Here is a 23,833-nt window from a genome sequence, read left to right as displayed (position 1 = left end):
CAGGCGTCACGCTGGTCGAAGGCGGTGGAGCCGCGAGACCGGCTCCACCGCCCTGACCAGCCACCTCACGCCCATATGGCGCGCGGTATCAGCTGCACCCACTGGTGGAGCCGCAGCCCTCGCAGAGGTAGCAGCTCCCGGCGCGGCGCATCTTGGTGCCGCAGGCGAGGCAGAGCGGGGCGTCGGCGTTCAGCCCCAGCTGCATCTCGGCCAGCTCTGTGGAACTGTGCGCCTCCCTCGGCGCGGGCCGCTCCGGCTCCGCCGACCGCTGCCCGGCCGCCGGGGCGGCCTCCTCGACGACCGGCTTGGCCTGCGGATGCGACTGTCGCGGCGCCGACTGGGAGAGCCCCTCGACATCAAGCTCGTCGTCGCCCGGCTCGTAGGAGCCGGTCTCCAGGTGCCGCTTGCGCTCGGTCGCCGTGTGGATGCCCAACGCGGACCTGGTCTCGAAGGGCAGGAAGTCCAAGGCCAGCCGCCGGAAGATGTAGTCCACGATGGACTGCGCCATCCGCACGTCCTCGTCGTCGGTCATCCCGGCCGGCTCGAAGCGCATGTTGGTGAACTTCGAGACGTAGGTCTCCAGCGGCACGCCGTACTGGAGGCCGACCGACACCGCGATGGAGAAGGCGTCCATCATGCCGGCCAGGGTGGAACCCTGCTTCGACATCTTCAGGAAGACCTCGCCCAGCCCGTCGTCCGGGTAGGAGTTGGCCGTCATGTAGCCCTCGGCGCCGCCCACCGTGAACGAGGTGGTGATCCCCGGGCGGCCCTTGGGCAGCCGCCGCCGCACCGGGCGGTACTCGACGATCCGCTCCGGCTCGGCCGCGGCCTCCGCCGGCTGCTCGCCGGCTTCCTTGTCCTTCTTCTTGGCGGAGAGCGGCTGTCCGACCTTGCTGTTCTCCACGTAGACGGCCAGCGCCTTGACCCCGAGCTTCCAGCCCTGGTGGTAGATCTCGGCGACGTCGTCGACAGTGCTGCTGCTCGGCATGTTGACCGTCTTGGAGATGGCCCCGCTCAGGAAGGGCTGGGCCGCGGCCATCATCCGCACGTGGCCCATCGGGGCGATCGACCGCTCGCCCATGGCGCAGTCGAAGACCTCGTAGTGCTCGACCTTCAGCCCGGGGGCGTCCACGACGTTGCCGTGCTCGGCGATGTGCGCGACGATCGCCTCCACCTGCTCCGGCTGGTACCCCAGCCGCTTCAGCGCCTTGGGCACGGTGTTGTTGACGATCTGCATCGAGCCGCCGCCGACCAGCTTCTTGTACTTGACCAGGGCGAGGTCGGGCTCGACACCGGTGGTGTCGCAGTCCATCATCAGGCCGATGGTGCCGGTGGGCGCCAGCACGGAGGCCTGGGCGTTGCGGAAGCCGTGCTTCTTGCCGAGCCGGATGACGTCCTGCCAGGCCTCGGTGGCCGCGGCCCACACCGGGGTGTCGAGGTCGTCCATCCGCTGGGCCGCGTCGTTGGCCTCGGCGTGCTGCCGCATCACCCGGTGGTGCGCGTCCGCGTTGCGGGCGAACCCGTCGTACGCCCCCACCACACCGGCCAGTTCGGCGGAGCGGCGGTAGGAGGTGCCGGTCATCAGCGACGTGATCGCGCCGGCCAGCGCCCGGCCGCCGTCCGAGTCGTAGGCGTGGCCGGTGGCCATGAGCAGCGCGCCCAGGTTGGCGTAGCCGATGCCCAGCTGACGGAAGGCGCGGGTGGTCTCGCCGATCTTCTCGGTGGGGAAGTCGGCGAAGCTGATCGAGATGTCCATCGCGGTGATGACCAGCTCGACCACCTTGGCGAAGCGCTCGGCGTCGAACGACTGGTTGCCCTGGTCGTCGTCGGAGAGGAACTTCATCAGGTTCAACGAGGCCAGGTTGCACGAGGAGTTGTCCAGGTGCATGTACTCGCTGCACGGGTTCGAGGCGGTGATCCGACCGCTTTCCGGCGAGGTGTGCCAGTGGTTGATCACGTCGTCGTACTGGATGCCGGGGTCGGCGCAGGCGTGTGCCGCCTCGGCCATCTGCCGGAAGAGCTTCCTGGCGTCCACCTGCTCGATGACCTCGCCGTTGGCCCTGGCGCGCAGCCCGAACGACGACCCGGACTCCACGGCCCGCATGAACTCGTCGTTCACCCGGACCGAGTTGTTGGCGTTCTGGTACTGCACGGAGGTGATGTCGTCGCCCCCGAGGTCCATGTCGAAGCCCGCGTCCCGCAGGGCGCGGATCTTCTCCTCCTCCTTGACCTTGGTCTCGATGAAGGCCTCGATGTCCGGGTGGTCCACGTCGAGCACCACCATCTTGGCGGCCCGCCGGGTCGCGCCGCCGGACTTGATGGTGCCGGCGGAGGCGTCGGCGCCGCGCATGAAGGACACGGGGCCCGAGGCGTTGCCACCCGAGGAGAGCAGTTCCTTCGACGAGCGGATCCGGGAGAGGTTCAGCCCGGCACCGGAGCCGCCCTTGAAGATCATCCCCTCTTCCTTGTACCAGTCGAGGATGGACTCCATGGAGTCCTCGACGGAGAGGATGAAACAGGCGCTGACCTGCTGCGGCTGGGCCGTGCCCACGTTGAACCAGACCGGCGAGTTGAAGCTGAAGACCTGGTGCAACAGCGCGTAGGTCAGCTCGTGTTCGAAGATCTCGGCGTCGGCCGGCGACGCGAAGTAGCCGTACTTCTCCCCGGCGGCGCGGTAGGTGTGCACCACCCGGTCGATCAACTGCTTGAGGCCGCTCTCCCGTTGCGGGGTGCCGACGGCGCCGCGGAAGTACTTGCTGGTGACGATGTTGACCGCGTTCACCGACCAGAAGTCGGGGAACTCGACGCCACGCTGCTCGAAATTGATCGAGCCATCGCGCCAGTTGGTCATGACGACGTCACGGCGCTCCCAGACCACCTCGTCGTAGGGATGCACCCCGGGCGTGGTGTGGACGCGCTCGATCCGCAGCCCCTTGGCTCCCTTGCCGCCCTTGGCGCGGGACCCACGTGCCGGGCCACTCGTCGTCTCAGTCATTCCGCCTCCCTGCTCGGGCATGACGCCCTGATGTGCCCGGCCGGCAGGCCGGGTCACCCGTGCTGTTGTGAACTGTTGGCCGGCGCGCGGCGATGCGCCCCGGTCAGGTCTTGTCGGCGAGGCCGCGCGGCTCGGCGTCCTCGGGTGGCCGCTGGCGCGGCGGCCCGTCCTGGGCCCCGTCGCGCAGCTCGGCGATGGCGGACTCGAAGTCCTCCAGGGACTCGAACGCCCGGTAGACGGACGCGAATCGCAGGTAGGCCACCAGATCGAGCTCGCGGAGCGGGCCGAGTATCGCCAGCCCCACGTCGTGGGTGGACAGCTCGGCGCTGCCGGTGGCGCGCACCGCCTCCTCGACCCGCTGACCGAGCAGCGCCAGCGCGTCCTCCGTCACGGGCCGGCCCTGACAGGCCTTGCGCACCCCGGAGATGACCTTGTCCCGGCTGAAGGGCTCGGTGACGCCGCTGCGCTTGATCACCATCAGCGAGGCGGTCTCCACCGTGGTGAAACGGCGGGAGCAGCTCGGGCACTGGCGCCGGCGACGGATCATCGTGCCGTCGTCGGCCGTGCGGCTGTCGACGACCCGGCTGTCGGAGTGGCGGCAGAAGGGGCAGTGCATGGCCTTCTCCCCTCTCCCAGACTGATGACACGGCGTAGTCGCACGGACCCACCGGCATGGCGGCAGCGCTCACACGGGCCGCCGGAGCGGGCCCCGCGAGGCACTGCCAAGCATAGGCGATTTCTCGGCGCGACGGAGACCGGGGACCACAAGTTGTGGGACGGCGGCGCCCGTCGGACCACTAGATCTGGGGGTGACGAGGCAACGCTGGCCCGGCGCGTGTCGCCGCGCGGAGGCCGCCGCCACGCCTCCTGGGCACCACGGGCCACGGCACGGCGGACCGCCGCAGGGGAGGCTACCGCACGACCCGGTTACCGTTCGCGCCCGGCGCCGGGCTACCGTTTGGCACCAATACACCCGGCGTCCGACCCCTGGTACCCAAACGCGGAATTTTCACTCGAACGTGTGTTTGGCGCAACCTTTCGATAGCAACTACCGTTGTCTGACTAGGGAGTACCACCTGAGAAGGGGCCTGAATGACCACCGCAGCAGACGACGCCATCACCGCCGCTGAGCGCCGCCAGGACCGGATGGGCACCCCGGGTGCCGGGCGGGCGATGCCCGGCCGGCCGCCGGGGATTCGGGCCGACAGTTCCGGGCTGACCGACCGGCAGCGGCGGGTTATCGAGGTCATCCGCGATTCCGTGCAGCGCCGCGGCTATCCCCCCTCCATGCGGGAGATCGGCCAGGCCGTCGGCCTCTCCAGCACCTCGTCCGTCGCGCACCAGCTGATGGCCCTGGAGCGGAAGGGCTTCCTCCGCCGCGACCCGCACCGCCCCCGGGCCTACGAGGTGCGTGGCGCCGAGACCCCCGCCCCCCAGGCGACCGACACCGCGGGCAAGCCCGCCGCCTCCTACGTGCCGCTGGTCGGCCGGATCGCCGCCGGCGGCCCGATCCTGGCCGAGGAGTCCGTGGAGGACGTCTTCCCCCTCCCTCGGCAACTCGTGGGCGACGGCGAGCTGTTCGTCCTCAAGGTCATCGGCGACTCGATGATCGAGGCGGCCATCTGCGACGGCGACTGGGTCACGGTCCGTCGTCAGCCGGTCGCGGAGAACGGCGACATCGTGGCGGCCATGCTGGACGGCGAGGCCACGGTCAAGCGGTTCAAGCGGGAGGACGGTCAGGTCTGGCTGCTGCCGCACAACGCCGCCTACCAGCCAATCCCCGGGGACGATGCCACCATCCTCGGCAAGGTGGTCGCGGTGATGCGGCGGGTCTGACGGCCCCCACCCGCGCTCTCCCCCCATCGGCGGCACGCCCCCGGCCGGCCCGCCGCCTCCCTCACGAACCACTCGCCGACGCGGCGGCGTCCCGCGCTGCCGCGTCGATCGCCGCCAGCGAACGGCGCACCTGATTACGGTCCGTCGTGTACCAGAAGTCGGGCATCGACGCCCGCAGGAAGCTGCCATAGCGCGCCTTCTCCAGGCGCGGGTCGAGCACCGCGACCACGCCCTTGTCCGTCGTGGAACGCACCAGCCGGCCCGCCCCCTGCGCCATCAACAGCGCCGCGTGCGTGGCGGCGACCGCCATGAAACCGTTGCCCCCCGCCTCCTCCACGGCCTTCTGCCGGGCGCTGACCAGCGGGTCGTCCGGCCGGGGGAAGGGCACTCGGTCCATCACCACCAACTGGCAGCTGGGGCCGGGCACATCGACGCCCTGCCAGAGCGAGAGCGTGCCGAAGAGGCAGGTACGCGGATCGTCGGCGAAGGACTTGATCAGCTCCCCCAGCGTCTCCTCTCCCTGGAGCAGGATCGGCAGGTCGAGCCGGCCGCGCAGCTCCTGCGCCGCCGCCTGGGCGCCGCGCATGGACGAGAACAGCCCCAGCGTCCGCCCGCCGGCCGCCTCCACCAGCTCCGCCAGCTCGTCCAACATGTCGGACCGGCTACCCTCCCGCCCCGGCTGGGAGAGGTGCTTGGCCACGTAGAGGATGCCCTGCCTGCGGTAGTCGAACGGGGAGCCGACGTCCAGGCCCTGCCACTGGGGGAGGTCATCCCCCCGCTCGCCCTCGGGGGCCAGCCCCAGCGAGGCCCCCACGCCGTTGAAGTCGCCGCCGAGCTTGAGGGTGGCCGAGGTGAGCACCACCGAGCGGTCGGTGAAGAGCTTCTCGCGCAGCAGCCCGGAGACCGACAGCGGCGCCACCCGCAGCGAGGCGCCGAAACGGTCGTGCCGCTCGCACCAGATCACGTCGTACTCCGAGCCCTGGCAGAGCCGCTCGGCGACCGCCTGGATGGTCTCCGCCGAGGCCAGCGCCTGCTTGCGCACCGCGTCCTCGTCGGTGAGCGAGGCGTCCCGGGTGTTGCCCAGGGCGGTGATCACCGCCCTGGAGGCGTCCCGCAGCGCGGCGAGCGCGTAGCCAAGCTCCTCGGGGAGCGTCTCCAGCCGGCCCGGCAGCGCCAGCTCCATCAACCGCTCGAAGTCCTCCGCGGCCGTCTGGAGCTGGTCGGCGACCTTCTCGTCCACCAGCTTGGCCGCCCGCCGGACCGCGCGGTTCACCCCGCCGGGGGTCAGCTCGCCGGTGGCCACTCCCGTCACCCGGGAGACCAGCTCGTGGGCCTCGTCCACGATCAGCACCTCGTGCCCGGGGAGCACCGGGGCGCCCTCGATCGCGTCGATCGCCAGCAGCGCGTGGTTGGTGACGATGACCTCCGCGAGCTTGGCCCGCTCCCGGGCCGCCTCGGCGAAGCACTCCATCCCGTAGACGCAGCGGCTGGCGCCCAGGCACTCCCGGGAGGAGACCGAGACCTGGGACCAGGCGCGGTCGGAGACGCCGGGCGAGAGGTCGTCCCGGTCTCCCGACTCGGTGTCGTCGGCCCACTCCCGCACCCGGAGCAGGTCCTTGCCCAGCCGGCTGGTCGGCCCGCCCATGGCCTGCGCGGCCTCCAGCGGGTCGAAGAGCCCCTGCTCGTCCTCGCTGGGCACGCCCTCGTGCAGCCGGTGCAGGCAGAGGTAGTTGGACCGGCCCTTGAGCGTGGCGAACTCCGGGCGGCGGCGCAGCAGCGGGCGCAGCGCCTCGACCGTGCGCGGGAGGTCCCGCTCGATCAGCTGCCGCTGCAGCGCCAGCGTCGCCGTGGCCACCACCACCCGATCGCCCCCGGCGATGGCCGGCACCAGGTACCCGAGCGACTTGCCGGTGCCGGTGCCGGCCTGGATCAGCCGGTGCGTGCCGTCCTCGACCGCCTGGGCCACGGCCTCGGCCATGGCGACCTGACCAGGCCGCTCGGTGCCGCCCACGGCGGCGACGGCGGCGTGCAACAGCTCGGTGAGGGAGGGCGTCCCTGAAGTGCCAGTCATAGGGCTGCACACCCTACGCGGCGCCACTGACAGCGCGCCCGCGACCCGGGTCCCATCAGCCAGGGTGGAGCGGGTTGGCCACCGTGCCCAGCACCGCGGCGTGCGGGCGGGTGGAACGGTCCCGGTAGCCGTCCAGCTGGAGCCGGTTGCGGTTGAGACAGAGCCGCTTGATGCGGGGCGTCAGCAGGTCGAAGGTCTCGAAGCGGTGCTTCAGCTCGGGGAAACGCCGCTGGTAGGCGAGAATCTCACCCCGGACAAGTGACCAGAAATCGACCTCGGGAACGCCGAGTTGTTCCTCGCAGAGCGGCGCCAGGAAGCGGAAGACGCCCACGAAGAGCCCGGAGTGGATGAACTGGGTGAGGAAGCTCGGCGGCTCGGTGAGCAGCACCTCGCGCACCTCGGCCGGCATGCCGTCGAACTCGGGCAGCGGCTCGGCGCTGAGGTTGACGTCGTCCACGAAGTCCTTGACGGCCAGCCGCACCGGGATGTCCCGCTCGTCGAAGACCACCAGCGCGTTCTCCCCGTGCGGTGAGAAGACCGTGCCGTAGCGGTAGAGGAAGTGCAGCAGGGGCGGGAGCAGGGCGGCGAAGAGCCGGCGCAGCCACTCGTCCGGCGCCAGCCCGGAGCGCCGCACCAGCTCGGCCGTGAAGGAGCGGCCGGTGCGGTCCGTGCTGAGCAGGGCGGCCAGGGTGCGGGGCCGTTCCCCAGGCTCCAGAAAGAGTTCGATCGGCTCTCGCCAGATACAGCCGAGAAGCTCGCGGTACTGGTAGGGGATGGTGCTCAACCGGTCGAAAAGTGGATGCTCGACGGTGACGGAGGCCGTCTCCCCCAGGAGGATGACCCGGGTCTCCTCGGCCAGGAACGGGTCGCCGTCGCGCAGCCCCAGCACCCAGTCGGTGACCGCGGGGGCGGCCAGGGTGCGTTCCGTGGGCAGCCCGCGCCAGACCAGGGTGTTGAGGATGGAGAGCGGCAGCTTGACCGTCCGGGCCCGGGGCCGGCTGAGGTTGAGAAAGGTGCGGATCGACTGCTGCGGCTGCCGCAGGTCCCCGTCGGTGGGCAGCGGCACCAGCAGGCCGGCCGCGATCTGGGGCGCGTAGAGCGTGGCTATGGTCTCGTCCCACTGCCAGGGGTGGACGGGCAGCCAGAGGTAGTCGTCCGGGTTCCGGCCGTCGTCGGCCAGCGTGCGGGCGAAGCCGGCCCGGGTGGCCTCGGACAGCTCCTCCGCGTAGAGCCGGTCCGCGGTGCGCAGCGCCGGCACCCCGCGGTAGGTGGCCAGGGAGCGGTGCACGGCCAGCCACGGCAGCCGGCTCGGGGTGCGCGACTCGGGCGCCCACCGGGCGACGTCACCGGCCGAGAAGCCCAGCCGGCCCTTGTTGGCGACCAGCCAGGGGTGGCCGGTCTGGTGCCCTTCGAGCGCCGCGTGTCCCAGCTCCGCCTGCCCGGCCACCGGCAGCTGCCCGGCGGCCAGCGCAGCGTCGGCGGCCAGGGTCGCCGTCAGCTCCCGCATCAGGTGGCCGGTGGTGTCGCCGGAGAGGCTCAGCACGGTGTCGTGGGCCGCCGCGATGAAGGCCAGCGGGTCGGCGGCGGGCGTGATCGAGGCAGGATCGATTCGCCAGTGCCCGTACGCGCCACGCCGGGCGCGGAACCGGTAGGTCAGCTCCTCGTTGACCGGCAGGGCGTAGCCGCCGGGCTCACCGTGCTCCGCGTAGGGAGTGATGATCCCCTCGTAGGCGAACTCGGCGAGCATCTTGGCGAACAGCGCGCGGGAGGCCCGCTCCCAGCTCGGCGCGACGGTCGCGGCGGGGTCGGTCGTCGGTATAGACAAGGCTGGCTCCTGTCGGTGGGTGGTCTCGGAACGGCCGAACGGGCCGCCGAGCCTTCTGATGGCGAGCGAGGCGGACGGGGTGGGGAGGTGGCCGGGGAACCGCGACCGGCCGGAACGGGGCGTGGCCGGTCAGGGAGAGGCGGGACCTCGCCCCCGGACCAGCAGCGCGGCCCGCTTGTCGGGCAGCTCCAGCTCCGCCGTCTGCCGGAAGCCGGCGGCGCGGAAGGCCGCGACCGAGGCGTGGTTCCTGATGTCGGGCTCGGCGACCACCCGCTGGCACCCGGGCACCCGGCGCAGCGCGAGCTCCGCCACCCCGCGCAGCAGGACCGAACCCAGCCCACGCCCCCGATCACGCGGTCGGCCGATCAGCAGATGCACGCCCAGGTCGTGGTCCAGGGCCGGGTAGTACCGGGCGAGCGGGTCGAGATCGGCCCGGTAGATCTCCCAGTAGCTCATCGGCCGGTCGTCCAGCAGGCCGAGGCAGGGCAGGCTGTGGCCGTCCCCGGACAGCTGCCGGCGCAGCTGCCCGGCGGTGCGCTCCAGCGGACCGGCCAGGCCCCAGAAGGCGTCGACCGCCGGGTCGTTCATCCACTCGCCGAGCAGCGCCAGGTCACGCTTCGGGCGGACCGGCTCCAGGCGGAACGAGCCGGCCGGCGTCGCCACCGGGCCCCAGCCGGCCAGCTCGTCCAGGGGCTCGACCGGCCGCGCCGGACGCTGGTCCGGCGGCGACATGGGGGACGTGGTCACCCTCTCCTCCTTCGGGCTCAGCCGCCGGCCAGCGGGTTGGCGACGGTGACGTAGACGGACTGGCCGTCCACCGGGCCGGTCAGCTCGTCCAGGCCATGCAGGCGGGTCAGCAGGTTGGCCTTGCAGCGCAGCGTCTCGGCCGTCAGCAGGTGTTCGACCAGGGGCGACACCGGCTCCGCTGCCCGCCCGGCCTGCTCGACGAGGAAGGCGCGGAAGACCGCGAGCAGCGCTTGCTCGTCGGCCAGCCGCTGGGCGCCGAAGGCCCCGATCAGCCCGAAGACGTTGTTGATCCCCAGGTAGTAGGCGAACCGCTCGTCGGCCACCCGGTCCGGGACGAAGGTGTCGGAACGCTCCCCGATGCCGGGCAGGCGTCGTTGGAGCGCCGCCCGGTGCGAGGCGCGGAAGTAGTAGCCCTGGTTGTCCCGGTACCGGCCGCCGACCGGCCAACCGTCCGCGTCCAACAGCACCAGGGTGTTCTGTTGGTGTGCCTCCAGGGCGACCCCGGCGTGGGCGTCCAGCCACAGCACCGGGGCGACGACCGCCCGCAGGTAGCGCGCCAACCACTCGGCGGCGACCTGGGACCGCCGCCGGCCGGTGCGCTCGACCAGGCCGCGCACCAGCTCGGCGAGCCGGGAGGAGAGCGCCCCGCCGGACCGCCCCGGCCACGGGCGCGGCGCGGTCAGCGCGGCCAGGCAGAGTACGTCCTCCTCCGGGCCGAACGGGCTCTGCCGCAGCAGCGTGTCCAGCCCGGGGACCGGCCGGCCGGCCAGGTCGTCCACCGCGAGCCAGGCCGGATCCCGGAGGATGTCGAAGCCGGGCCCGCAGGCGGCGCGCAGCTCGGCCGCGAGCCCGCCCTCCAGCAACCGGTGCACCTCGACGCCCCGATGTAGCTCCTTGCGGAGGTTCTCCCGGCGGGAGTTGGTGATCCACAGGCCGAGCGAGAGCTTCAGCATCGCCTCCGTGCCCGGCCGGTGCACCGTGCGGACCGAGGAGGTCGGATGCCACTGCGGTCCGTGCTCCCCCAGGTCGCGCAGGAGTCCGGCGGCCAGCAGCTCGGCCACCGCAGGGCGGTGCGCCACCTCACGGGCCTGCCAGGGGTGGAGCGGCAGCGGGACCATGCCGGGCGGCACCGGCAGCCGGGCCCCGGCCAGCCGGGCGGCCAGCAGGTCGGCCGGCACCTCGGCGCCGCCGTCCCGCCAGGCCGAGTCGCTGGCCAGCACCGCGCGGTCCACCGCCAGCCAGTGCAGCCGGAAGGCGCCGCGCAGCTCCGGCGAGCAGCGGGCCGCCTCCCGGCCGGCCATCCCCTCCAGGCTCTTGGGATTGGGGTGGAGCGGGTGACCGAAGAGGACGGACTGCTCGGCGTCCAGGAAGGCGTGGCCGTGCCGGGCCGGGCCCGGGTCGGCGCGGCGGTGCGCCAGGAAGAGCGCCGTCCGGCGCTGCGAGTCGGCGACCCGGCCGACCAACGCCGCCGCCTCCCCGGCGCCGCGCCCGCCGCCCGCGCCGGCCGCCTCGCGGCTGAGCAGCGCGGCGAGCGTGACCGCGTCCAGCGGGGGCGCGCCGGCGGGCGCGGACGCCAGCTCGGGCGGGCCGAAGCGATGCCAGCCGGTCGCCGACCAGTGCAGCACCGGGACCCGCAACTCGCTGCCGGAGGCCGGCAGCGGCACCGTGAGCAGTCGATCGACCGGCCGGACCACGCCCGTCTCCCGCACCCAGCAGCGCAGCAACCCCTCGCAGGCGGCGAGGTCGGCGGCCACCTCCGGATCGGGGTGCTCCAGCGGATCGGGCTCGCCGGGGAACTCGGCGTCGCCGGCCGGCTCGACCCCCGGCCGGCCGCCGCGCGCCGCCGAGGGGGGCACGGCCGGCGACTGGCGCGACTGACGGGGCACCGCCGGCTCCACGAGACCGGTGGAGTGCGCGGGCGCCGACTCCTGCTGCTGGCCTCGCTCGGGACGGGGGGGTGCGTTCATCCGGGTGCGGCGCGGCGGCCCCGGCGTCAACCGGGCGACGCGCCTCCCTCCTTCGTACGGGCGGTCGGGCCCGGTCAGGGCGCTTGACTGGGCGTGGCGGCATACCGCCATCCGTAGTAACGACCGAACGCCCCGGGGATCACGGGCGGTCACCGGATTTCTTCCGGCCCAACCCCGTTCCTGACCCCCGGGAACCGGGGACCCGGCTGCCGCCGTCCAGATGGTCACCGGCATAGTTGGGGGGCGCCTGCCGATCAGGTGAACTGCCTAGCCAAGCAAAGCGAAGTACATATTTCTCAGGGGGATTGACCCATGTCATCGATACGTCGGCGGGGTGCACGTCGTCGCGTCGGGCTGGCGATGACGGGCGTGGCCGCGTGCCTGGCCCTGACCGCCACCGCCTGCAACGGCGACGACTCGGGCGACAACGCCCAGCCCATCGAGGAGCAGACGCCCGGGGGGAACGAGCTCCAGGAGCTCATCGACAACCTGCCGTTCGACTTCGATGTCGACGCCTGGCTGGACGGCGGCTGGGAGGACTGGGACCAGGAGACCTGGCTCCGCGAGATCGGCGACTTCGTCAACCCCATCATCGAGGGGCTGTGGGACGCCGACCGGATGGGGGACGCGCAGGACCCGGAGCAGTCCATCGACGACGGTCAGATCGACGAGGACGCCAACGCGCCCGAGGCCGACGACCCGGCGGACGACCGCGGCATCACCGACCTGGAGCCGATGCCCGTCGAGGCCGAGCAGGTCCCGACGCCGTACACGGAGAACGGCGCCCCGATCGGCAAGGTGTTCTTCGACAGCCCCGAGGGCCCGATGGTCTGCTCCGGCACCGTCGTCAAGGACCCCAACGCCCCCGGCCAGTCCAACCTGGTCGCCACCGCCGGCCACTGCGTGCACGCGGGCATGGGCGGCGGCTGGTACCGCAACCTGAGCTTCGTGCCGGCCTACAACAACGACGGGCTGCCGCCGGAGCAGGCCGAGGACCAGGCCAACGCCTCCTCGGTCTACCCGTACGGCATCTTCTGGGCCAACTACGTCTCCACCACCCAGTACTGGATCGACAACGGCACCACCACCGGTGGCGAGGGCGCGCACGGCGACTTCGCGATCATGTCGGTCGAGCCGGAGGACGGCAGCGGCCGGTCCCTGGAGGAGACGGTCGGCTCGGCCGTGGACATCAACTTCGACGCGCCCGCGGTCTCCGGCCTCGGCACCGTCTCGCTCTACGGCTTCCCGGCCGCGGCGCCCTACGACGGCGTGCTGATGTACCGCTGCACCGACACCCCGGGGCGGCTGTCGATCGACCCGACGATGCCGGTGCTCTACTGGGCCGGCTGCACCATGACCGGCGGTTCGTCCGGTGGCCCGTGGCTGCGCCAGGGCGAGGACGGCGAGGCGGAGCTGGTCTCGGTCAACTCCATCGGCCCGCTGGACAGCGTCTGGCTGGCCGGCCCCCGGCTGGACACCGAGGCGCGGGACGTGTTCGAGCACGTGAGCTCGCAGGGCTAGGCACCGTTCGGCTCACCTGACGCGAGGGGCCGGTATCCCGTACCGAACGGGATACCGGCCCCTCGGCCGTGCCGTCGCGGCGGTGCGCGGCGCGGGCCCGCGGGGTCAGGCGCGGGCGGTGGAGAGCGGGCCGCGCCGGGTGTCGCTGCCGGGCACCGGCTCCGACGGGTCGGCGCCGAGGGCGACCACGCGGTTGCGCTCGTCCACGTGGACCACCGTGGGGCGCAGCGCCCTGGCCTCGGCGTCGTCCACCTGCGCGTAGCTGATGAGTATCACCAGGTCACCGGGCTTGACCAGGTGCGCGGCCGCGCCGTTGATGCCGATCACGCCGGAGCCGCGCCGGCCCTCGATGACGTAGGTCTCCAGGCGGTTGCCGTTGTCGATGTCGACGATGTGCACCAGCTCACCGGGGAGCAGGTCGGCGGCCTCCATCAACTCCGCGTCGATGGTCACGGAGCCGACGTAGTGCAGATCGGCCTCCGTCACCGTGGCCCGGTGGATCTTCGACTTGAACATCGTGCGCAACATGAAGGTACTCCTGAGCTAGGCTCCCTGCCCGCTTCCATGCAGGTCAAGGGCTCTTTCCGACTCTACAACGAGTCGCTTCCCCGGTAGCGTTCCCCCGGTTCCACCGGGCGCACGCCGACCGCTCGCCGACTTTCCCGACACCGTCGGGGCCGGTGGGCACCCCACTCCCCCGCCGGCACGACGCCCCCAGGGTACGCAGCGGCCGCTCGGGGCGCGCCACCCCGTGGCCGCGCGGGGGCGGCCGCCCGCGTCGGGCGCCGGGGGCGCGCTACCCGGGCGGCGGCGTGAGGCTCGCGCCCCGGTGCCGTCGGCAGCGCAGCAGACGCCGCGGATCGGTGTGCTCCTCCGCCAGCAGGGCGCCGAGCACCTCCATGGCCTGCCGGCCCATCTCCCGACGCGGGATGCGGAAGCCGGTGAAGTCGATCTCGGCGGTGGTCGGCCAGGTGGGGTCGCCCAGCGCCACGACGGAGACCGCGGTCGGTACCGGATGCCCCAGCTCCGCGAGCCGGTCGGCGAGGCGCTGGCAGTCGGCCGGTTCCTCGACGAAGAGCGCGGTCACGCCGTCGGCGACCAGCGCCGGCAGCCGGGCGACCAACTCGGCGGTGTCGCCAGCCAGCACCAGGCCGGCGACACCGGTGGCGGTGAGCGCCGCGGTGAAGCCGTCCCGGCGGTCGCCGCGCGACTCGGCGTGGCTGCCGCCGCCCAGGTAGGCCAGCCGCCGGTGGCCCAGCGCGACGGCCCTGGCCACCAGCTCGGCGACCGCGCCCGGGTAGTCGGCGCCCACGTAGGGGACCGGGCCGCCGGCGTCGGCCCGGCGACCGACCGAGACGAACGGGTAGCCCTCGGCCACCAGCCGGGCCAGTTCACCCCGGTCGGTCTCCCGGCCGAGCAGGACGCAGCCGTCGGCCAGCCGGAAGCGGTTGCCGTCGTGGAAGATCCGCCGGCGGCCGTCCACCACCGGGGCGCTGGTCAGCAGCAGCAGATCGCAGCCGAGCTGTTCCGCGCTCTCCTCGATGCCCGCCAGGAAGGGCTGGTAGAAGTCCCGGGTGCCGCTCGGGAAGACCGCCTCGTAGGTGAAGACGCCGATGATCCGGTTGCGTCGGGCGACCATCCGCCGGGCCACCGGGTCGGCCACGTAGCCGGTCTCGGCGATGACCTCCAGCACCCGTTCCCTGGTCTCCGGGGCGATCCGGACGCCGGCGTCGTAGCGGCTGTTCAGCACCAGGGAGACGGTGGTCTGGCTGACGCCGCTGAGCCGGGCGATGTCCTGCTGGGTCACCCGGCGGCGGGGACCTGCCACGGGCGTCTCCTCTCCGCGCCGGCCGCGACCGGTCTGCCCGGCCCGTCGCCGGCACCCCGCGTTCGCTCGCCAAGTGCCGTGTCATCCACCTGAGGTGACGATGTGTTCCGTCATGCTGCCGCCGTCACGGGGGGCGGTCAAGGTGGTAATTCGTATTACCACCTTGACGCGGTTCTCGGCCCGCCCGAAGCTGTGCTGCCAGCGGCCCCGCACCGTGGGTGCCTCGCGGCACAGGCCGTCACCCCCACTCGGGGCGAGCCCCCCGCCGCACACCCCAGCCGCACCACTCCGTGTCATCGAACGCTCTCACTCTGGAGTCACCGTGACGGACGACGTGAGCCACCTCCCCACCTCCGCCCTCAGCCGCCGTGGCCTGCTGCGCGGCGCCGCCGCCCTCGGCACCGCGACGGCGACCGGCGGGCTGGTCTCGCTCGCCGGGGCACCGGCCGCGCAGGCCGCCGTGCCCGGCTTCCCGACCTTCAGCTACTTCGGCGAGGTGCTCGACAAGGACCAGCTGAGGTACAACCCGACCAAGGAACTGATCTTCCCGTCCGTCCGCCACGTCGCCGGACGGATCGCCAACCCCCTGGGCCGCTGGTACATGTACTACGCGCCGCACAACAAACCGGGCGGTATCTGCCTGGCCTACGCCGACACGATCACCGGCCCGTGGCGGGAGTACGCGCACAATCCCATCATCCCGCCCACCTGGGCCAGCTTCGACGTCTCCCACGTCTCCAGCCCGGACGCCTTCTACAACCCGGCGGACCGCAAGATCTACCTGTACTTCCACGGCGAGAACCACACGACCCGGGTGGCGAGTTCGTCCGACGGACGCACCTTCCAGTACCACAACCGGGTGGTGGGCACCTACATGCTGCCGGGCGTCAGCGAGACCTCCTACGCCCGGGTCTTCCCGCACCCGACCCGGTCGGACCTCTACATCATGCTCTTCATGGGCAACCACGGCGGCACCCGCAAGATCTACATCGGCTGGTCCCACTCGCTGACCTCCGGCTGGCAGGTCAAGCAGGACCCGCTGATCTCGCCGCGGGCGGGCGAGGGCGGCCAGCTCTCCGGCGCCCACTACTGGTCGCGGAACGGCGGCGGGCACGTGGTGTACCACTCCGGCGCGGGCAACATCCACGTCGCCCGGGTCGGCACCAGCTTCGACCGCGAGGACCACCTCGGCGTGCTGTACGACTCCCGGACGAACGCGCCGGACAACGGGCGGGCCGCCGCGCCGTCGTTCGTGGACGTGGACGGACGGCTGCACATGTTCTACGAGGCCGGGCAGCGCGACACGACCACCATCGCCCTGGCCCGCGAGAACTGACCCTCGGGGCCCACCGCGGTTCGGTCCCCCGCGGGCCGTCCGGACACGACGAGCGGGCTCCCACCACCCAGGGGGAGCCCGCTCGTCAGGCGTCGCGGGGCGCGGTCAGCCGCTGGTCGCCGGCGTGTAGGGCGCCAGCAGCGCGGCCAGCTCCGGGTGCACCCTGGCCTTGAGCAGGGTGCCCTCGCCGGTGTGCTCCTCGCTGAGCACCTCGCCCTCGCCGTGTACCCGGGAGACGAGCGCGCCCTCCGGGTAGGGGACCAGCGCGACCAGCTCGACCGAGGGACGCGGCAGCTCCTCCTCGATCCAGGCGAGCAACTCGTCCATGCCCAGGCCGGAGTGGGCGGAGACGGCGATCGACCGCCGCTCCGTGCGCAGCAGCCGCTGGAGCGTCACCTCGTCGGCCACGTCCGCCTTGTTGACCACCACGATCTCGGGCACGTCCCGCGCGCCGACCTCGTTGATCACCTCGCGGACCGCGGCCAGCTGCTCCTCCGGCGCCGGATGTGAGCCGTCCACCACGTGCAGGATCAGGTCGGCGTCGCCGACCTCCTCCATGGTGGAGCGGAACGCCTCCACCAGGTGGTGCGGCAGGTGCCGCACGAAGCCCACCGTGTCCGCCAGGGTGTAGGCCCGGCCGCCGGGGGTCTCGGCCTTGCGCACCGTCGGGTCGAGGGTGGCGAAGAGCGCGTTCTCCACCAGGACACCGGCCCCGGTGAGGCGGTTGAGCAGCGAGGACTTGCCCGCGTTGGTGTAGCCGGCGATGGCGACCGAGGGCACCTCGTGGCGCTGGCGCTCCTGCCGCTGCACGTCCCGCCCAGTCTTCATCTGGGCGATCTCCCGGCGCATCTTCGCCATCTTCTCGCGGATGCGCCGCCGGTCGGTCTCGATCTTGGTCTCACCGGGGCCGCGGGTCGCCATGCCGCCGCCACCGCCGCCACCCATCTGCCGGGAGAGCGACTGACCCCAGCCGCGCAGCCGGGGCAGCATGTACTGCATCTGGGCCAGCGCGACCTGGGCCTTGCCCTCACGGGACTTGGCGTGCTGGGCGAAGATGTCCAGGATCAGGGCGGTGCGGTCCACCACCTTGACCTTGACGACGTCCTCCAGGTGGATCAGCTGGCCGGGGCTCAGCTCACCGTCGCAGATCACGGTGTCGGCGGCCGTCTCGACGACCAGGTCCCGCAGCTCCCTGGCCTTGCCGGAACCGATGTAGGTGGCCGGGTCCGGCCGGTCACGGCGCTGGATCACGCCGTCCAGCACCAGGGCGCCCGCCGTCTCCGCGAGCGCGGCCAGCTCGGCCAGGGAGTTCTCCGCGTCCTGGACGCTGCCCGAGGTCCAAACGCCCACCAACACGACGCGCTCCAGGCGCAGTTGGCGGTACTCGACCTCGGTCACGTCCTCCAGCTCGGTGGAGAGGCCGGCGACCCGCCGCAGCGCGGCGCGCTCCTCCCGCTCGAACTGCTCGCCGTCCCGGTCCTCGGAGAACTCGTTCCAGGCAACGTCCTCATCCATCAGGGCGTCGGCCCGGCGGTTCGCCGTGGTGGGGCGCTGGGTGTCCTGAGGAAGGGAAGAAAAGGTCAATGCGATCCTTAGGTTCGACTGGATCAGCCGGCCAGCGAGGACGCTGCGCGAGCTGAGGAACACGGCTGCCCGGGACAACGCCCGAGCCGCCTGGAAGATTCCCGGAGCGCGCCGCTGGCCCGCCGGAAACCCGCTGTCCATAGTGGCACGGCGAGGCCCGACGGGCACGAGGATAACCGGCCCGGGCCGCGCCCCCGGGGCGGCTCCCCGCCCGGCGATCCGGGCCGGCGGGCCCGGCCGGCGGGCCCACCTGACGTCCGGAAACGACGCCCGGCGCGGGCTCAGGGCTGCAGCCGCACCGCGCGCGAGACGTCGTACACGCCGGGCACCCGGCGCATGGCGCGCATCAGCCGCGGCAGCCCGGAGGCGTCCGGCAGGCGCAGCGTGTAGGTGTGCCGGACCCGCTGTTCCCGCGGCGGCTCCACCTCGGCGTTCAACACGGCGGCGCCGTGCTGGGCCAGCGCCTCGGTGAGGTCGGCGAGCAGCTCGGGGCGGCCCAAGGCCTCGGCCTGCAGGGTCACCCGGCAGCCCATCGAGTGGGAGCGCCAGTTCACCACCAGCGGAGCCCGCCCGCCGGCCGCCATCTCGCGCGCCGTGGGGCACTCCTCACGGTGCACCGTGACCGCGCCGCCCCGCACCAGGAAGCCGCGCGCCGCGTCCGGCGGCACCGGCGTGCAGCAGCGCGCCAGCCGGATCGCCGCCTCCGGCGCCCCCGGCACGGTGGCGGCCGCCTCCCCGGCCGTGGCCCGGGCGGTCGCCGCCGGCTCCGGCTCGGCGGCCGGCCGCCGGGTCTCCTCGCCCGCCTCGTACTCGGCCGGCTCGGGGCCGTTCTCCAGCCGGGAGCGGATGGCGACCCGGGCCGCCGGGGTGGTGGCGTGCTCCAGCCACTCGGGCGAGGGGCGGGAGCCGGCGTCGCCGGCCAGCAGCAGCTGGACCGTGTCGCCGTCGCGCAGCACCGTGCGCAGCGCGGCCAGCCGGCCGTTGACCCGGGCCCCGACACAGGAGTGGGCCGCCTGGCCGTGCCGGGCGTAGGCCGCGTCCACACAGGTCGCGCCGACCGGGAGCTGCAGGGGGCCGTCCGCCGCGTCGCCCGCGAAGACGGTGATCTCCCGGTCCCTGGCCAGTTCGTCCCGCAGCTCCGTCCAGAAGGTGTCCGGGTCGGTGGCCTGCTCCTGCCACTTCAGGAGCCGGGAGAGCCAGCCGGGACGGGTCGGATCGGCGCGCTCCGTCTCCTCCGCGCCCGCCTCGCCCTCCGGCGAGCGGTGCGGGTCGCCCAGGGCGACCACGCCGGTCTCCGCCACCCGGTGCATGGCGTGGGTGCGGACCAGGACCTCCGCGACGGCGCCGCCGGGGGTGGCGAAGGCCGTGTGCAACGACTGGTAGAGGTTGAACTTGGGGGCCGCGACGAAGTCCTTGAAGTCCGCGACCACCGGGGTGAAACAGGTGTGCAGCTCGCCGAGGACGGCGTAGCAGTCGGCGTTCTCCGCGACCAGGATCAGCAGCCGGCCGTAGTCCATGGCGCCCAGCTCCCCGCGTTTCAGCCGGGCGCGGTGCACGGAGAAGAGATGGCGGGGCCGGATCTGTACCTCGGCGGCGATGCCGGCCTCCCGGAGCACCGCCCTGACCCCGGCCGCCGCCTCGGCCAGCGGGTCCGGCCGGCCGCGGTGGGCCAGCACCAGCTCCTGGGCGGCCTGGTGCTCCGCGGGGTGGAGCACGGCGAAGACCAGGTCCTCCAGCTCGGTCTTGACGGTGTGCACGCCGAGCCGTTCGGCGAGCGGGATCAGCACGTCCCGGGTGACCCGGGCGATCCGCGCCTGCTTCTCCGGGCGCATCACCCCGAGGGTGCGCATGTTGTGCACCCGGTCGGCGAGCTTGATGGACATCACCCGGACGTCGCTGCCCGTGGCCACCAGCATCTTCCGGAAGGTCTCCGGCTCCGCCGCGGCGCCGTACTCGACCTTCTCCAGCTTGGTGACCCCGTCCACCAGGTGCGCCACCTCGGCACCGAAGTCGGCCCGCACCTGCTCCAGCGTGACCTCGGTGTCCTCCACCGTGTCGTGCAGCAGCGAGGCGGTCAACGTGGTGGTCTCGGCGCCGAGTTCGGCGAGGATCAGGGTGACGGCGAGCGGATGGGTGATGTAGGGCTCGCCGCTCTTCCTGGTCTGCCCCCGGTGCGCCGCCTCGGCCAGCAGATAGGCGCGGCGCAGGGCGTCGAGGTCGGCGCGCGGGTGGTGGCGGCGGTGCGTCTTGGCCAGGTGCTCGATCGCGTCGGGGAGCCGGTGCCGGTCCGAGCCGAAGACGGCGGCGCGGCCGAGCTGACGCAGCCGCACTCGGCGGTGGCCCCGGCCGGTGGGCGCGGTACCGCTCGGGGTGGTCGCCTCTGCCGTCATCGTGGGGGCACCTCCGCGGTCGAGTGGACCGGACCGCGGCTGACGTCCGGTCATCCCGTGGCGATGGGACGGTCCCGCAGCGGCGCCGGTGCTTGATGCTACCGAGCCCACCACGGGGGGATGACCACCCGCCGTCCCGATCGCCTGGGATCACCCATTCAGGTGACGTATGTTCTGACGAACGTGGCCGAAAGAGAGGGGTACTCGGCCGGGGAGTGACGTTTGTTCGGCCTGTCGGGGTGTCAGCCCGCTCAGCCCGCCGCCGCCAGCAGCTCCGGCACGAGGACCCCCTCGGCGACGATCAGCGCCGGCCCCGTCATCGTCACCGTGCCGTCCACCGCCTCGGTGATCTCCAGCCGGCCGCCCGGCACGTCCACCGTGTAGCTGACCGGCCGGCCGTCCGCGGCCGGGTCGTGGCCGTCCCGGCGGGCGGCGGCCACCATCACCGCGCAGGCGCCCGTGCCACAGGACCTGGTCTCCCCCGAGCCGCGCTCGTGCACCCGCAGCGCCACGTGGCGGGCGCCGCGGTCCACCACGAACTCGACGTTGGTGCCGTGCGGATAGGCCGTGGTCGGGCGGACCTCAGGCGCGGTCAACAGCGGGCCGGCCTGGGCCAGGTCGTCGACGAAGGCGACGGCGTGCGGGTTGCCCATGTCCACCTGGTGCGCCGGCCAGCTCAGCTCGCCGACCCGGACCGTGACGGAGGCCGCGGCCCCGCCGGGCAGCCGGGCCCGGCCCATCGCCACGGTGATCGGCCCGGCGTCCGCGTCCTCGGCGAACCTGGCCCGGCGCAGCCCGGCCCGGGTGGCCACCGCCAGCTCCCGGCCCTTGGCCAGGCCGGCGTGGCGCAGGTAGCGGGCGAAGACCCGCAGGCCGTTGCCGCACATCTCGGCGACGCTGCCGTCGGCGTTGCGGTAGTCCATGAACCACTCGGCCTGGTCGGCCAGGGCGACCGCCTCCGGATGGGCGGCCGAGCGGACCACCCGCAGCAGCCCGTCGCCACCGATCCCGGCCCGGCGGTCGCACAGCCGCGCCACCGCGGCGGCGTCGAGCGCGAGCCGGCCGTCGAAGTCGGGGATGATCACGAAGTCGTTCTCCGTGCCGTGCCCCTTGAGGAACGGTACGGACTGCTGTGCGGTGCCCATCCGACGATCGTAGTCGGCGGGTCAGCGCAGGCCGGCCACCCGCCAGACGGCCAGCGCCAGGGCGAGGGCGAGGGCCACCGCGTAGAGCAGCAGCAGCCGCCAGTCCGGCCGGCGGCCCGAGCCGCGCGGCGGTACTCCCGGCCAGGTGTAGCCGACCCGGCGGGCGGCCATCATGCCCCAGCCGGCGGCCGACGAGCCGATCAGCAGCCCGAGCATGGCGACCACCGCACCCGCCTCGTCGAAGGCGAAGGCCAGCGGGAAGGCGAACATCAGCGAGCCGAGCAGACTCAGCACCACGATGGGAGCGATCACCGCCAGCCGGAGCCGGCGCGGGGGCCGCAGATCGGCGTAGGACTCGACGCGCTCGGCCTCGTCCGCCACCGGGTCAAGCGCGTCCAGCGGGTCGCGGGGGTCGAGGGCGTCCAGCGGTGTCAGGGGTTCCAGCACGTCGGCGTGGCGCAGCGCCTCGCCGTCCGGGGGGGCCGGCACGAGCGGGTGCTCGTCGTCCGCCGGCTCCGGCGGGTGGCCGGCGGCGCCGTCCGCCGGGCGCGGCACGGACGGCGCGGCCTCGCCCGCCCGCTCGGTCGTTCCGCTGGTCTCACGAGGGCCGGCCTCCATCGCCACGCGCCCTCCCAACTCAACGGTTCCCGGTCGTAGCATCGGCTCGATGATGGCACGCCGGTGGCGCACTCCCCGCCGCTACGAGCGTCCCGATGCCATCACGTGATCAGGATGTGACCGCCCGTTCGACCAACTCCCAGGCGCGGTTCTGAAGGGTCGTCGCGACCTCCTCGCCGGCGTCCAGCCAGTGCACCCTGGGGTCCCGGCGGAACCAGCTCTCCTGGCGGCGGGCGAAGCGCCGGGTGGCCCGGATCGTCTCCGCCCTGGCCTCCGCCTCGGCGCACTCGCCGTCCAGCGCGGCCAGCACCTGCTGGTAGCCCAGGGCACGGGCGGCGGTGCGCCCCTCGCGCAGCCCCCGGTCGGCCAACCGCCGCACCTCGTCCACCAGCCCCGCGGCCCACATCCGGTCCACCCGGGTGGCGATCCTGGCGTCCAGTTCCGGCCGGGGCACCCGCACGCCGAGGTGGAGCGCGGGGTAGTGGGCGCGGTCCTCGCCCGGCTCCGGGAGCTGCGCGGTGAACGGCCGCCCGGTGATCTCGATGACCTCGAGGGCACGAACGATCCGCCGGCCGTTGCTGGGCAGGATCGCCTCGGCGGCCGGCGGGTCGAGGGCCGCCAGCCGGGCGTGCAACGGCCCGCTGCCGGCCCGGGCCAGCTCGTCCTCCAGCGCGGCCCGCACCTCCGGGTCGGTGCCGGGGAAGGTCAGCTTGTCCAGGGCGCCGCGCACGTACAGCCCCGAGCCGCCGACCAGGATCGGCACCCGGCCGCTGGCCAGCAGCTCCTCGATGGCGGCGCGGGCCAGCCGCTGGTACTCGGCGACGCTGGCGGTGACCGTCACGTCCCAGACGTCCAGCAGGTGGTGCGGGACGCCGCCGCGCTCGGCCGGGGTGAGCTTGGCGGTGCCGATGTCCATGCCGCGGTAGAGCTGCATGGAGTCGGCGTTGACCACCTCGCCGCCGAGTCGCTGGGCGAGCGCCACGGCCAGGTCGGACTTCCCCGCCGCGGTCGGGCCGACCACGGCGATGACTCGGGGGGCGCGGTGAGTGGTGTGCACCGGGGAAGTCTCGCAGAACGGGCCGGGTCGTCCGCCGGTCAGGACCAGCTGGCGACCAGGTAGCCGACGCCGTAGGGCGCCTCGTCGTAGAGCAGCCGGCCGGCCAGGTCGCCGCCCTCGGCGGCGCCGGCCAGCAGCTGCCAGCCGGGCCGGCCGGCCGCGTGCAGCTGGCGGGCCAGCACCGGGTCGAGGCCGGCCAGCGCCCCGGTGTCGGCGGTGGCCAGGGCGGTGGCGACCGCCTGGTCGAAGGGCTCGGCCCGGTCGTCGAAGGCGCCGGGTGCCTTGGCCGACCGGCAGGCGCTGCCGTCGCCCAGCACCAGCAGCGCCAGCCGGCCGTCCTCCTTGGCGAGGGCCCGGCCGCCGGCCAGGCAGTCCGTCGGGTCGGCCGCCTCGGCCAGCGCCAGGGCGGCGACCTCGGCGGCCTGCCAGCGGGTGCGTTCCAGCAGCCAGGCGCCCACCGTCAGCGAGGGCGGCAGCGCGCGTTCGGTGGGCTCGCCGCGGCCCAGGGTGACGTCCAGCGCCACCCCGAAGCCGCGCAGGGAGCCGCGGCTGCCGGCCGGGTAGCCGCCGCTCTCGGCGGGGTCGGCCGCGCCGACCAGCAGCAGCCGGTCCGGTCTGGCCGCGGCCAGCACCGCCACGGCGTCGAAGCAGGCGGCGCGCGCCGCGTCCAGCTCGGCGGCGGCGCCGGCCGCCACCTCCGGGATCAGCAGGGGCGGGCAGGGGCAGACTGCGGCGGCGACGAGCATGATCGAAAGCCTAGCCGGCCAGGGCCGACCGGGCGCGGCCCGACCTGGGTCCGCGGAGCGTCGCGGGCGTCGGCGCCGGGCCTCTCCCAGCCCGGCCTCTCCCCAGCCCGGGGTCCTCCGGACCCGTCCGGGCCCCGGGCCGACCAGCGCCTCGGCACCCCGTCTCA

Annotated in this window: 17 protein-coding genes; 3 read left to right on the top strand and 14 right to left on the bottom strand. The window is 73.5% G+C overall.

Going from position 1 to position 23,833, the window contains the following annotated elements:
- Nucleotides 1-88 precede the first annotated feature (88 nt).
- Nucleotides 89-2,995: a vitamin B12-dependent ribonucleotide reductase gene (locus RM844_RS07740; protein ID WP_311666201.1), complete on the bottom strand. Its 2,907-nt coding sequence runs from the start codon at nucleotides 2,993-2,995 to the stop codon at nucleotides 89-91.
- Between the two features lie 103 nt (nucleotides 2,996-3,098).
- The gene (nrdR, locus tag RM844_RS07735; RefSeq protein ID WP_311666200.1) at nucleotides 3,099-3,611 is read right to left on the bottom strand and encodes a transcriptional regulator NrdR; all 513 of its coding nucleotides are present in this window, start codon (nucleotides 3,609-3,611) and stop codon (nucleotides 3,099-3,101) included.
- A gap of 476 nt (nucleotides 3,612-4,087) precedes the next feature.
- Here nrdR and lexA point away from each other — a divergent pair, with 476 nt between their 5' ends.
- Entirely contained in the window at nucleotides 4,088-4,831 is a 744-nt protein-coding gene (gene lexA, locus RM844_RS07730; protein WP_311666198.1) for a transcriptional repressor LexA, read from the top strand.
- A 61-nt stretch (nucleotides 4,832-4,892) separates the two neighbouring features.
- Here the strand turns inward: lexA and RM844_RS07725 are convergent, their stop codons facing one another.
- From RM844_RS07725 to RM844_RS07710, 4 genes are all read right to left on the bottom strand, one after another.
- Nucleotides 4,893-6,902, bottom strand: a complete 2,010-nt coding sequence (locus RM844_RS07725) for an ATP-dependent DNA helicase (RefSeq protein WP_311666197.1) — start codon at nucleotides 6,900-6,902, stop codon at nucleotides 4,893-4,895.
- A gap of 55 nt (nucleotides 6,903-6,957) precedes the next feature.
- The gene (locus RM844_RS07720) at nucleotides 6,958-8,727 is read right to left on the bottom strand and encodes an IucA/IucC family protein (RefSeq protein WP_311666196.1); all 1,770 of its coding nucleotides are present in this window, start codon (nucleotides 8,725-8,727) and stop codon (nucleotides 6,958-6,960) included.
- 129 nt (nucleotides 8,728-8,856) lie between these two features.
- The gene (locus RM844_RS07715; protein ID WP_311666567.1) at nucleotides 8,857-9,459 is read right to left on the bottom strand and encodes a GNAT family N-acetyltransferase; all 603 of its coding nucleotides are present in this window, start codon (nucleotides 9,457-9,459) and stop codon (nucleotides 8,857-8,859) included.
- A 32-nt stretch (nucleotides 9,460-9,491) separates the two neighbouring features.
- On the bottom strand, nucleotides 9,492-11,441 hold the full coding sequence (locus RM844_RS07710) for an IucA/IucC family protein (protein ID WP_311666195.1): 1,950 nt from the start codon (nucleotides 11,439-11,441) through the stop codon (nucleotides 9,492-9,494).
- Nucleotides 11,442-11,753: 312 nt separating this feature from the next.
- Here RM844_RS07710 and RM844_RS07705 point away from each other — a divergent pair, with 312 nt between their 5' ends.
- Complete coding sequence (locus RM844_RS07705; protein WP_311666194.1) at nucleotides 11,754-12,962, top strand: trypsin-like serine peptidase; 1,209 nt, start codon at nucleotides 11,754-11,756, stop codon at nucleotides 12,960-12,962.
- 105 nt (nucleotides 12,963-13,067) lie between these two features.
- Here RM844_RS07705 and panD read toward each other — a convergent pair whose 3' ends face one another.
- The gene (gene panD / locus RM844_RS07700) at nucleotides 13,068-13,490 is read right to left on the bottom strand and encodes an aspartate 1-decarboxylase (RefSeq protein ID WP_311666193.1); all 423 of its coding nucleotides are present in this window, start codon (nucleotides 13,488-13,490) and stop codon (nucleotides 13,068-13,070) included.
- A gap of 268 nt (nucleotides 13,491-13,758) precedes the next feature.
- A complete protein-coding gene (locus RM844_RS07695) occupies nucleotides 13,759-14,790 on the bottom strand; it encodes a LacI family DNA-binding transcriptional regulator (protein WP_311666192.1) in 1,032 nt (343 codons plus the stop codon).
- A gap of 322 nt (nucleotides 14,791-15,112) precedes the next feature.
- Here RM844_RS07695 and RM844_RS07690 point away from each other — a divergent pair, with 322 nt between their 5' ends.
- Complete coding sequence (locus RM844_RS07690) at nucleotides 15,113-16,126, top strand: glycoside hydrolase family protein (protein WP_311666191.1); 1,014 nt, start codon at nucleotides 15,113-15,115, stop codon at nucleotides 16,124-16,126.
- A gap of 105 nt (nucleotides 16,127-16,231) precedes the next feature.
- Here the strand turns inward: RM844_RS07690 and hflX are convergent, their stop codons facing one another.
- The 6 genes from hflX to RM844_RS07660 form a co-directional block, all read right to left on the bottom strand.
- Nucleotides 16,232-17,710 (bottom strand): GTPase HflX, encoded by a 1,479-nt coding sequence (hflX, locus tag RM844_RS07685; protein ID WP_394814458.1) that lies wholly within the window; start codon nucleotides 17,708-17,710, stop codon nucleotides 16,232-16,234.
- A gap of 281 nt (nucleotides 17,711-17,991) precedes the next feature.
- Complete coding sequence (locus RM844_RS07680) at nucleotides 17,992-20,100, bottom strand: RelA/SpoT family protein (RefSeq protein WP_311666190.1); 2,109 nt, start codon at nucleotides 20,098-20,100, stop codon at nucleotides 17,992-17,994.
- Between the two features lie 251 nt (nucleotides 20,101-20,351).
- The gene (gene dapF, locus RM844_RS07675) at nucleotides 20,352-21,245 is read right to left on the bottom strand and encodes a diaminopimelate epimerase (protein ID WP_311666189.1); all 894 of its coding nucleotides are present in this window, start codon (nucleotides 21,243-21,245) and stop codon (nucleotides 20,352-20,354) included.
- A gap of 21 nt (nucleotides 21,246-21,266) precedes the next feature.
- Nucleotides 21,267-21,863: a hypothetical protein gene (locus tag RM844_RS07670; RefSeq protein ID WP_311666565.1), complete on the bottom strand. Its 597-nt coding sequence runs from the start codon at nucleotides 21,861-21,863 to the stop codon at nucleotides 21,267-21,269.
- A gap of 109 nt (nucleotides 21,864-21,972) precedes the next feature.
- Nucleotides 21,973-22,920, bottom strand: coding sequence for a tRNA (adenosine(37)-N6)-dimethylallyltransferase MiaA (miaA, locus tag RM844_RS07665; protein ID WP_394814457.1), 948 nt, complete (start codon nucleotides 22,918-22,920; stop codon nucleotides 21,973-21,975).
- Nucleotides 22,921-22,958: 38 nt separating this feature from the next.
- Nucleotides 22,959-23,666, bottom strand: coding sequence for a class III extradiol dioxygenase subunit B-like domain-containing protein (locus tag RM844_RS07660; RefSeq protein ID WP_311666188.1), 708 nt, complete (start codon nucleotides 23,664-23,666; stop codon nucleotides 22,959-22,961).
- Nucleotides 23,667-23,833: the final 167 nt, after the last annotated feature.

Source organism: Streptomyces chisholmiae (assembly GCF_031845445.1).
Taxonomy (GTDB): Bacteria; Actinomycetota; Actinomycetes; order Streptomycetales; family Streptomycetaceae; genus Streptomyces; species Streptomyces chisholmiae.
The sequence above is the reverse complement of the archived record's forward strand: the minus strand, read 5'-3'. Positions and strand labels throughout refer to the sequence as shown.